The organism is Nocardiopsis sp. TNDT3, from assembly GCF_003427465.1.
In the GTDB taxonomy this organism is placed as follows: Bacteria; Actinomycetota; Actinomycetes; order Streptosporangiales; family Streptosporangiaceae; genus Nocardiopsis; species Nocardiopsis dassonvillei.
The window spans coordinates 1-9,840 of record NZ_QPFC01000093.1 but is presented as its reverse complement, the minus strand read 5'-3'; the positions used below and the strand labels follow the sequence as shown (position 1 = coordinate 9,840).

The following is a 9,840-nucleotide window of genomic DNA, read 5'->3' as shown; positions in this document are numbered from 1 at the left end:
GCCGGGGACGCGCCTCGGCCCGACTCCTCGCGCAGCAGTGCCACGACGGCGGCGCGCTCCTCGCGCAGGTGCCGCTCACGGCTGTTGAGCAGCGCGATCTCGGTGTCGATGTGCCACAGGCGCTGGGCGGTGGCGCCGACGAGCAGGAGCCCGCACCGCCGGCAGGAGCGGGGCTGCGCGGCAAGCGGGGCGCGGCAGTCCGGGCAGCTGAGCCGTGGGCCCGCGGGGGACGGCGGGGATCCGTGGACGTTCATGGCGCCATCCTGACCCCTGGAGCCGCCCGCGCACATCCGTACGGGTACTCAGGAACACCGTTCCCGGTGACCCCCGTCTCCTTTCGGCAGGTGTGGAGACCCTCGCCACAGTGCCGGGAGGACTTGACTCCTCCTTGACTGTACGTATCGAAGTGCAGGTCAAAGCACCGCATCGCGGATGCATTCCGTGATGTGATCCAAGGCATAGTAAATCTGGCGTTACTTCATCGTGACGATGATGCAGGCTGAACCCGCTGCACGAACATCCCCTCCCACGTGGGAACCCGCGCCGCGGTCGGTCGAACGGCTACCCCTTCCCTCGCGCGCGACACCCCGGGCCACGTGGTCAGCGGCGGCGAACTCTCACACACGCGGACCCCGTGGGGCGCGTGTGCGTCTACGCGAAAGGGCGATTTTGCTACTCAACCTCATCTCACTGCGACATGCGGGCGCCGTCGGCGCCGCGACCCTCGTCGCCGGCGGCACCTTCTCGGTCGCCGCGTTCGCCCAGAGCGACGCGGCAGACCCGAGCCAGCTCGCCTCCGCCGCGGTGGTCCCCGACCAGCGGTCGGCGGCGGGCGGCGACGGCGGGTCCGACCGGCCCGAGGACTTCTTCGCCGCGCAGGCCGGGCAGAGCGACCAGGAGCGCCAGGCCCAGCGCGAGGAGAGCATGGAGCAGGCCAGGGCGGCCGTCGACGGGGCCGTCCGCGCCGACAGCGGGACGGCCAGCGACATCGCCGAGCCCGAACCCGAACCCGAGGAGGAGCCCGAGGCCGACACCTCCGGCGGTTCCGACTCCTCCGGCGGCGGATCCGCCGGGTCGGCCCCCTCCGGCGACCCCAAGGACATCGCGCTCCAGATGGTCCTGGACGAGGGCTGGGCCGCCAGCGAGTTCCACGACTGCCTGGAGCCGCTGTGGGAGAAGGAGAGCAACTGGAACCACACGGCCGAGAACCCCAGTTCGGGCGCCTACGGCATCCCGCAGTCCCTGCCGGGCGACAAGATGGCCTCCCACGGCTCCGACTGGCGGACCAACCCGGCCACGCAGATCGCCTGGGGCATCGACTACATCAAGGACCGCTACGGAAACCCCTGCGGCGCCTGGTCCCACTCCCAGGCCAACAACTGGTATTAATAGGGCTTTCCCTGCCAATAACCCCCTCTTGGGAAAGGCAATCGTGCTAATCAACCGAATGTCGCTGCGTAGTACGGCGGCGGTCGGTGCGGCGACCCTCGTCGCGGGTGCGACCTTCGCCGTCACCGCGTTCGCGGATGACGAGCTCGATCCGGACACGGTGGCCAGCGCCGCCATTCCGGAGACCGAGGAACCCGCCGCCGACACCGAAGCCGGGGAGGAGTCGTTCTTCTCCGAGCAGTTGTCCCAGGAAGAACTCCAGACCCTGCGCAGTCAGGCTCAGGAGCAGCGTGACGCGGCTCTCACCGAAGGGGTCCTGACGGCCCAGGTCGAGGGAAGCGACATCGAGGAGGAGGAAGAGGAGGAAGAGGAGGAGGAGACTCCCGTCTTCACCGGCGACCCCAAGGGCATCGCCCTCCAGATGGTCACCGACCAGGGCTGGGCCGCCAGCGAGTTCCACGACTGCCTCGAGCCCCTGTGGCAGAAGGAGAGCAACTGGAACCCCAGCGCGCAGAACCCCAGTTCGGGCGCCTACGGCATCCCCCAGTCGCTGCCGGGCGACAAGATGGCCACCCACGGCGACGACTGGCAGACCAACCCGGCCACGCAGATCGCCTGGGGCATCGACTACATCAAGGGCCGCTACGGCACTCCCTGCGAGGCCTGGGCCCACTCCCAGTCCGTCGGCTGGTACTGACCCGCCGGGGCGCCCCCTGACGGAGGGCGCCGTCTCCGGTGCACACGCGAGACGCGGGGGCCGTTCCCTTCCGGAACGGCCCCCGTCGTGCCGGGTCCGCCGCGGTCGGCGGGCGGCGCACTCACAGCAGCGGGTCGAACGTCTCCATGACGTCCTCGTGCAGGTCGTCGTAGTAGTCGGCGTCCTCGCGCGGAACGTTCACGCTGACCAGGTAGAACACCCGGTCGCCCTCGTGCTCTGTGCTGATCGCGTAGGCCCAGAAGCGCCGTTCCTGGCTCGCCCAGGTCTCGTTGACGAGGTCGGACTCCACCAGGGCGACGTCCCAGCCCTCCTCGAAGTCGCCGTCGTCGAACTCCTCCAGCTCCAGCTGCGTGTAGCCGGTGGTGACGTCACCCTCGACCTTCGTCCCGCCGTTGGTGTCCTCCAGGTACTCGGCGCTCGTCCCGGTGAACTCCTGCTCGGTCCAGCCGGTCACCCACACCTGGTGGTCGCTGCCCGGCGCGACGAACACCGCCAGCGTGTTCTCGATCTCACTGTCGTCCACCTGCCACCCGGCCGGGTAGTCCACGTGGAACCACTGCGACCGGAAGGTCTCCAGCTCGTCGTAGGACGGCGGCTCCCCGTTCTCGTCCCCGCCGCCGGTCTGGCCGCCCTCGCCCCGGCCCTCACCGCCGCCGCTGCCGGCACCGCCCTCGTCCCCGCCGACGGAGGCGGAGGGCTCCGCCGGCGGCCGCGCGCTCTCGGACGCCGACAGCGCCTCGGAGGCACCGCCCTCGGCCTCGGCTCCGGCGAACAGGGTGGCACCGACCACGGCAACGCCGCCGATCAGCGTCAGGACCACCACCGCGGCGCCCACGCCGACGAGGAGCCTGGTGTTCCCCGAGCCCGAGCCCGGACGCGCGCCGCCGTGGCCGCCCGAGTGGAGCGGGACACCCGGACCCCCGGGTCCACCCGGGCCACGGCCCGTGCCGCCGAGACCGCCTCCCGCGGAGTGGGGCGGCCGGTGCTGGTGGACCGTGCGGTGCCCGTGCGCGAAGGGCGACGCGGGCGTCACCGGGTCGGCCGGTCCGCCCCGCGGCAGGCGCTGCCCCGTCATCGGGCCCTGAGGCAGCGGGGTCCGCGTGTGGGGGTAGCCGCCCCGCGGCCCCGTGCCGGGGTGGCCACCGCTCGGCGTGTGGTGGGGGCTCTGCCGACCGCTGACGCCGGGTGTCGTGTGCGGGCCGCTGCCGGAGGCCGGGGTACCGTCCGCGAACGCGCCCGCCCCCGCGGCTCCCACGGCGCCCGCCGCGCCGAAGCCGCCGCTGTCGTCGCCGCCCGCGTTCGGCCCGCCGCGCTCGCGCAGCAGCGCCAGCGCCCCGTCCGCGCTCAGCCTGCGCTCCGGGTCGCGCTCCAGCAGACCGGAGATGACCGGCTCCAGCCACCCGGCGCGCGTCATCGGCGGCAGCGGCGCGGACATCACCGCCGCGATCGCCGCGGTGATGCTGTCGCGGCGGAACGGGGAGGTGCCCTCGACCGCCGCGAACAGGGTCACGCCGATGCTCCACAGGTCGCCCCGGTGCTCGGCCGGACCGCCCGCCAGCCGCTCGGGCGGCATGTACTCGGGGGAGCCGATCAGCGCGCCGGTGCGGGTGATGCTCGGCCCGCCCTCCACCGTCGCGATGCCGAAGTCGGTGAGGATCACCCGGCCGTCCAGGGACGTCATGATGTTGCCCGGCTTGATGTCGCGGTGCAGGACCCCGGCCGCGTTCGCGGCCCGCACGGCGCGCAGCAGCGACCCGGCGATCTCCGCGACCTCGTCCGGAGGCAGGGCGCCCCGCTCGTCGAGCCGGTCCTGGAGGGACCCGCCCTCGACCAGCTCCATGACCACCCACGGGTTGCCGTCGTACTCGAAGACGTCGTGGATGGTGATCACCGTGGGGTGGCTGATCCGCGCGGCGGAGCGCGCCTCGCGCCGGACCCGGCCGTGGGCGTCCGCCCGCTCGGAGTCGGTGAAGTGGTCGGGAAGCAGCACCTGCTTGATCGCGACGTCGCGGTCCAGCGTCGGGTCGAAGGCCTGCCAGACCACCCCCATACCGCCGCGGCCGAGTTCACGGCGCAGGACGTAGCGGTCCGCGACGATGCGTTCACTGCCGCTGTTGCTCGACATGTACTGCCCTCTCGAAGGCGGGCTTCCAAGGTGCTCTGTTCAAGAATGTCGGACGCCTCCCGCACCCGGAAGGTTCCTGGTCCGGGCCCTTCGCGGCCGGGTGAGACACAACCGCGACCCGTGCGCACCGTGCGCCCCGCCCGGAACACGACCGCCCCGTCCGGCGCGCGCACGGGGCACCCCGCGTGCGGGGTGCCCCGTGGCGGAACGGCTCCGGACTACTGGGAGTTGGTCATCCGCAGCACGTCGAGGGCCTCGTCCAGCTGCGCCTCGGTGAGCTTGCCGTCCTCGACGTATCCGCGCTCGATGACCACCTCGCGGATGGTCTTCTTCTCCTTCAGCGACTGCTTGGCGACCTTGGAGGCCTCCTCGTAGCCGATGTAGCGGTTGAGCGGGGTCACGATCGACGGCGAGGACTCGGCGTAGACGCGGCACTGCTCGACGTTGGCCTCGATACCGGACACGCAGCGGTCCGCGAACACGCGCGAGACGTTGGAGAGCAGGCGGATCGACTCCAGCACGTTGCGGGCGATCATCGGCAGCTGCACGTTCAGCTCGAAGTTGCCGCTCGCGCCGCCGAAGGCCACCGCGGCGTCGTTGCCGACGACCTGCGAGGTCACCTGGAGCACGGCCTCGCACAGGACCGGGTTGACCTTGCCCGGCATGATCGAGGAGCCGGGCTGGAGGTCGGGCAGGAGGATCTCGCCCAGGCCCGTGGTCGGGCCCGAGCCCATCCAGCGGATGTCGTTGGCGATCTTGGCGAAGCCGACCGCGATGGTCCGCAGCTGGCCGGACAGCTCGACCAGGCCGTCGCGGGCGCCCTGCGCCTCGAAGTGGTCGCGGGCCTCGGTCAGCGGCAGGCCGGTGTGCTCGGCGATCTCCGCGATGACCCGGGCGGAGAAGCCCTCGGGGGTGTTGATGCCGGTGCCCACGGCGGTGCCGCCCAGCGGCAGCTCGGCCACGCGCGGCAGGACGGCCTCCAGGCGCTCCACGCCGTAGCGCACCTGGGCGGCGTACCCGGCGAACTCCTGGCCCAGGGTGACCGGGGTGGCGTCCATGAGGTGGGTGCGGCCGCTCTTGACCACGGAGGCGAACTCGGTCGCCTTGGCGCCGAGCGCCTCCTCCAGGTGCCGCAGCGCCGGGACCAGGTCGTTCTGCACGGCGGAGGTGGCGGCGATGTGGATGGAGGAGGGGAACACGTCGTTGGAGGACTGCGACGCGTTGACGTGGTCGTTGGGGTGCACCGGGGCCCCGAGGCGCTCGGTGGCCAGCGTCGCCACGACCTCGTTGGTGTTCATGTTGCTGGAGGTGCCCGAGCCGGTCTGGAAGACGTCGATCGGGAACTCGTCGTTCCACCTGCCCTCGGCGACCTCCAGGGCGGCCTCCCGGATCGCCTTGCCCAGGTCGTCGCTGATGACGCCGAGCTCGGCGTTGACCTTGGCCGCGGCGGCCTTGATCTGGCCGAGGGCGGCGATGTGCGCGCCCTCCAGGCCCTGGCCGGAGATCGGGAAGTTCTCGACGGCACGCTGCGTCTGGGCCCTCCACTTGGCCTCGGCCGGAACCCTGACCTCACCCATCGAGTCGTGCTCGATACGGAACTCGCTCATTGCAACCCAACTCTCCCTGGGAAAACCTGTGAGCCCCAGATTGCCAGACGCACCGGAGCACACCGCCACCTCACCCGGGGTTGGCGGTGTTGCGCGCGTCATGTTGACACCGTCGCCGCCCCCCGTGCCCGGTCGGCGGTCCCCGCAGGTCGGCGCGGTCAGGCCCCGATGCCGCGTCGGCGATCGCGGCGGCGCCAGCCCAGGAGGCGGCGCCTCCTGGGGGCGCGCACGCGCACCACGCCGAACAGGGAGAACCCGTCGATCTCCAGCACGGGGGGATGGGACAGCTCGGAGCGGCGCGCGGTGGTGGTGCGCCTGCCCAGGAACGACCAGCCGGTCATCCGCACCTCGACGCCCTCGGGGACGTCGATCTCCACGCGGCCCAGGACGGCGGTCACGGTCATGCGGTGGTGGTTGTGCATCAGGAGCGCCTCGCGCATGTCCACCTCGACCCTGCCGACCAGCGCCACGGCCAGCTCGTCGGGATAGGCCACCCAGCGGCCCCTGCGCTCGGCCCTGCCGAACAGACCCAGAACGGGCTGGCGGTCCAGGCGGATGGGCTGCTGCTCGGCGGGGAGGAGGTCGGCGGTGATCCCGGGCAGCTCGCCCAGGGTCCGGGCCTCGTGCGCGAGGGAGGAGCGCTCCTCGAACTCCTCCAGGTCCAGACGGCCGTCGGCGGCGGCCTCGCGCAGGACCCGCAGGACCCGTTCGCGGTCGGTGTTGGAGGCGCGTAGCCGGTCGGGGGACACTTCCTCACTCACACCGCCCACACTAGGCGAAACCCCGGGCCGGTCACCCGTCCGGGGAGCATCGCGCGTCGGCGCGTCCGGGGGAGCGCTCCGCGTCCGCCCGCCCGGGCCCACGGGCGGGCTCCGGCCGGAAGGCGCGGCGCCCCGGCCCGAGCGGAAAGCGCGGCGGGCCGGACCCGGACGGGGCGGAAAGCCCTGCGGCCCCCGCCCCGTCCGCCGTCACAGGTCCATCAGCGCCCGCCGAGCGACCGCGTCGGAGGCGGCGGCCAGCGGCCGGACCGCCACCCTGACCAGCGCGCGGGCGTTGTCGTCGCCCGCCACGCGGTTGGAGCCGAGCTCACCGCACCGCACGCAGCGGTGGACGATCATCCACTCCCCGTCCGGCCGCGCCGCCATGCTCAGCGCGTCCATCGCGCCCCGGCAGCCGGACGCGCGGTCGCCGGGGACCCGCAGGTCCACGTGCAGGCTGGTCAGGCAGTGCGGACAGTGGTTGCGGTGGGCCGTCCCCGGCGCGCGGGCCGGGATCTCCAGACGGCACCGCACACAGCGGAACGAACCCGCACCACCCGCCTCGCCGTGGGCGTGCAGCACGGTCTTGGGGCGCTGGGGACGCCTGGTGACACGGGTGTTGCGTCGGCCCACGCTCACACCTCCCCGAACAGGTCGAGCGGGAAGGGCGGTTCGGCCAGCGGCCGGACCGCGATCCGCATGAGGACGAGGTGGTTGTCGTCCGGTGAGACGGCGCTCTCGGACATCTCGTCGCACACGCCGCAGCGGTGGATGAGCGTCCAGGAGCCGCCGCGCGGGACCGCGACCGAGATCGGGGCCATGCGTCCGCCGCAGTCGGAGGCGCCGCCCCCGACCCGGTCCAGGACGTGGCGGGAGCTCAGACAGCTCGGGCAGTGGTCGCGCGGTTCCCCGTCGGGACCGAGGCGGGACACGGACAGGCCGCAGCGCACGCAGGCGAAGGCGCCGGTGCGGGTGGCGGAGCGGTCGGAGGAATCGGTGGTGGACACCCGGAAGGTACTCCTTGCTGGGAAAAGTGATGACAGACAGCAGGGAGCAGGCCGAGCGCTTCTCGACGGAAAGGGGCGTGGCCGCCTCAGATACCCGGGGCCCGGGTACGGCGGTGGTACGCGTGACTGTGAGGCGCGCTCGGCGCTTTCTGGGGCATACTCACCCTTCTCCGCCCGGAGTCGTCCTCCGGATTCTCGTTCCTACGGGTCCGGAGGACGATCGTAGGCGGGCGCCCCGGCCGGGACAACGGGTTTTTCCGCCGGTCGGACCGCCCCGCACCGCCCGCACCGCCCGCGGCGCCGCGGGCGCGCACGGCGCGGCGGGAGTGTTTCCACAGCCGGGGAAACCCGCTGGAAATCCCTCGCCCCCGCTGTCTACGGTTGTGTTCATGACCACACCTGTCCCCGGTCGCCGTCCGTCCGGGAGCGCGACCATGGACGCCGGTGACACACCGTCCGTCCCCGCCCTGCGACTCCGGGGGGTCGTCAAGCGCTTCGGTTCGCTCACCGCCGTCGACGGGCTCGACCTGGAGGTCCCGCAGGGCGTCGTCCTGGGCCTGCTCGGGCCCAACGGCGCGGGCAAGTCGACCACCATGAAGATGCTCACCGCCCAGTCCCTCGCCGACGAGGGCGAGATCCGCGTCCTCGGCCACGCCGTCCCCGACGAGTCCAAGTGGGCCCGGGCCCGTATGGGCGTCGTGCCCCAGCACGACAACCTCGACGAGGAGCTCACCGTCGAGCAGAACCTGCGGATGTTCTCCTACCTGTACCGGGTGCCGCGCCGCCGACGCCGCGAGGCCATCGCCCGGACCATGCGGCTGGCCCAGCTCGCCGACCGGGGCGCGACCCTCGTCGACGACCTGTCCGGGGGCATGCGCCGCCGCCTGCTCATCGTCCGCGCCCTGCTGCACCGGCCCGAACTCGTCCTCATGGACGAGCCCACCGTGGGCCTGGACCCGCAGGTGCGCCAGGACCTGTGGAGCGTCATCTCCGCGCTGCGCGCCGAGGGCGTCACCGTGCTGATGTCCACCCACTACATCGAGGAGGCCGAACGCCTCTCCGACGAGGTGGCGCTCATGGCCGCGGGCAGGATCGTCGAGCGCGGCGCCCCCGCCGACCTCGTCGCCCGGTACGCGGGGACCACAGTGGAGGAGTACACCCCGGGCGAGGAGGGCGTCGACGGACTCGAACGCCTCGTCCACGGTCACGGCTTCACCACCCGGCGCACCGGCACCACCGTGTCGGTTCTGCGAGCCGAGGAGCTGCCCGACTCCCTGCGCGACCGGCTGGGCGCGCCGCTGCGCCGGGTGAGCACCCTGGAGGACGTCTTCGTGGCCCTGACCGGGGAGAGTGTGGAGTGACGGACCAGACACGGCAGGCCCGGGAGGACGCCCGGCCCGAGATCCACGCCCGCCCCGGCCGGTTGGAGGCCGACGCGGTGATGGGCGTCGTCGCCCGCGAGTGGATCCTGTACGGCCAGTCCTGGCGGGCGACCACCTTCGCGGCGGTGGTCGAGCCCACCCTCTACCTGCTCTGCTTCGGGTTCGGCATGGGCGCCCTCATCGGCACCCTCGCCGGGTACAGCTACATCGACTTCCTCGGCACGGGCATCGTGGCGGTGTCGGTGCTGTTCCAGTCGATGATGCCCGGGGTCATCAACACCTTCATCAAACGCCGCTTCCTGCACACCTACGAGGGCATCCTGGCCGCCCCCGTGGACGTGCGCGAACTCGTCACCGGCGAGGCGCTGTGGCTGGCGATGCGCTCGGGCGTGTACGGGTGCGTCCCGCTGCTGGTCGCGGTGGGTTTCGGGCTGCGCCCCGGACCCGGTCTGCTGCTCGTGCCGTTCATCGCCTTCCTCGCCGGGTTCGCCTTCGCGCTCTTCGGGATCTGGATCTCCGCCCTGATCAACTCGGTGCGGTCCATGGACTACGTGTTCAGCGGCCTGTTCACCCCGCTGTTCCTGGTGGCGGGCACGTTCTTCCCCCTCACCGAGCTGCCCGACTGGGTGCGTAACGCGGCCATGGCCAACCCGCTCTACCACTCGGTCGAGCTGATCCGCGGAGTGGTCTTCGGCGACATCGGAGTCGGAGCGGCGCTGTTCCACCTCGGAGTGCTGCTGGTGTTCGTGGTCCTGATGTGGTTCCTGGCGTGCGCCCGGATGAGACGCCGCGTGGTCGGCTGAAACCCCCCGCACGCGCGGACGGCGCGGGGGGAGCACCGTCCCCCCGCGCCG

Annotated in this window: 10 protein-coding genes; 4 read left to right on the top strand and 6 right to left on the bottom strand. The window is 72.3% G+C overall.

The genetic code is table 11. The annotated features are described in order from the left end of the window. A partial coding sequence (locus DQW06_RS02705) for a hypothetical protein (RefSeq protein ID WP_157983328.1) occupies nt 1-254 on the bottom strand: 254 nt, incomplete at its 3' end. A 415-nt stretch (nt 255-669) separates the two neighbouring features. On the opposite strand from DQW06_RS02705, the gene DQW06_RS02700 reads away from it, so the two are divergent. Continuing rightward, on the top strand, nt 670-1,389 hold the full coding sequence (locus DQW06_RS02700; RefSeq protein WP_117197895.1) for a lytic transglycosylase domain-containing protein: 720 nt from the start codon (nt 670-672) through the stop codon (nt 1,387-1,389). 58 nt (nt 1,390-1,447) lie between these two features. Beyond that, on the top strand, nt 1,448-2,086 hold the full coding sequence (locus tag DQW06_RS02695; protein ID WP_019608589.1) for a transglycosylase SLT domain-containing protein: 639 nt from the start codon (nt 1,448-1,450) through the stop codon (nt 2,084-2,086). 121 nt (nt 2,087-2,207) lie between these two features. On the opposite strand, the gene DQW06_RS02690 is transcribed toward DQW06_RS02695, so the two are convergent. From DQW06_RS02690 to DQW06_RS02670, 5 genes are all read right to left on the bottom strand, one after another. Then, a complete protein-coding gene (locus tag DQW06_RS02690) occupies nt 2,208-4,232 on the bottom strand; it encodes a serine/threonine-protein kinase (protein WP_117197894.1) in 2,025 nt (674 codons plus the stop codon). A 218-nt stretch (nt 4,233-4,450) separates the two neighbouring features. Beyond that, nucleotides 4,451-5,839: an aspartate ammonia-lyase gene (locus tag DQW06_RS02685; protein WP_013151165.1), complete on the bottom strand. Its 1,389-nt coding sequence runs from the start codon at nt 5,837-5,839 to the stop codon at nt 4,451-4,453. A 158-nt stretch (nt 5,840-5,997) separates the two neighbouring features. After that, nucleotides 5,998-6,588, bottom strand: a complete 591-nt coding sequence (locus DQW06_RS02680; protein ID WP_041552148.1) for a DUF1707 domain-containing protein — start codon at nt 6,586-6,588, stop codon at nt 5,998-6,000. A 219-nt stretch (nt 6,589-6,807) separates the two neighbouring features. Next, nucleotides 6,808-7,236: an RNHCP domain-containing protein gene (locus DQW06_RS02675; protein WP_081461683.1), complete on the bottom strand. Its 429-nt coding sequence runs from the start codon at nt 7,234-7,236 to the stop codon at nt 6,808-6,810. Further along, nucleotides 7,233-7,604, bottom strand: coding sequence for an RNHCP domain-containing protein (locus DQW06_RS02670; RefSeq protein WP_013151168.1), 372 nt, complete (start codon nt 7,602-7,604; stop codon nt 7,233-7,235). Before DQW06_RS02670 ends, DQW06_RS02675 begins: the two co-directional genes overlap by 4 nt. A gap of 434 nt (nt 7,605-8,038) precedes the next feature. Here DQW06_RS02670 and DQW06_RS02665 point away from each other — a divergent pair, with 434 nt between their 5' ends. Both DQW06_RS02665 and DQW06_RS02660 read left to right on the top strand, forming a co-directional pair. Beyond that, a complete protein-coding gene (locus tag DQW06_RS02665) occupies nt 8,039-8,965 on the top strand; it encodes an ABC transporter ATP-binding protein (protein WP_117197893.1) in 927 nt (308 codons plus the stop codon). After that, nucleotides 8,962-9,789 (top strand): ABC transporter permease, encoded by an 828-nt coding sequence (locus DQW06_RS02660; RefSeq protein ID WP_117197892.1) that lies wholly within the window; start codon nt 8,962-8,964, stop codon nt 9,787-9,789. The genes DQW06_RS02665 and DQW06_RS02660 overlap by 4 nt, the downstream gene beginning before the upstream one ends. Nucleotides 9,790-9,840: the final 51 nt, after the last annotated feature.

Excerpts from the sequence above, each read along its gene's own strand:
- DQW06_RS02695 (WP_019608589.1), top strand. The coding sequence starts at position 1,448 with ATGTCGCTGCGTAGTACGGCGGCGGTCGGTGCGGCGACCCTCGTCGCG.
- DQW06_RS02690 (WP_117197894.1), bottom strand. The coding sequence starts at position 4,232 with ATGTCGAGCAACAGCGGCAGTGAACGCATCGTCGCGGACCGCTACGTC.
- DQW06_RS02685 (WP_013151165.1), bottom strand. The coding sequence starts at position 5,839 with ATGAGCGAGTTCCGTATCGAGCACGACTCGATGGGTGAGGTCAGGGTT.
- DQW06_RS02665 (WP_117197893.1), top strand. The coding sequence starts at position 8,039 with ATGGACGCCGGTGACACACCGTCCGTCCCCGCCCTGCGACTCCGGGGG.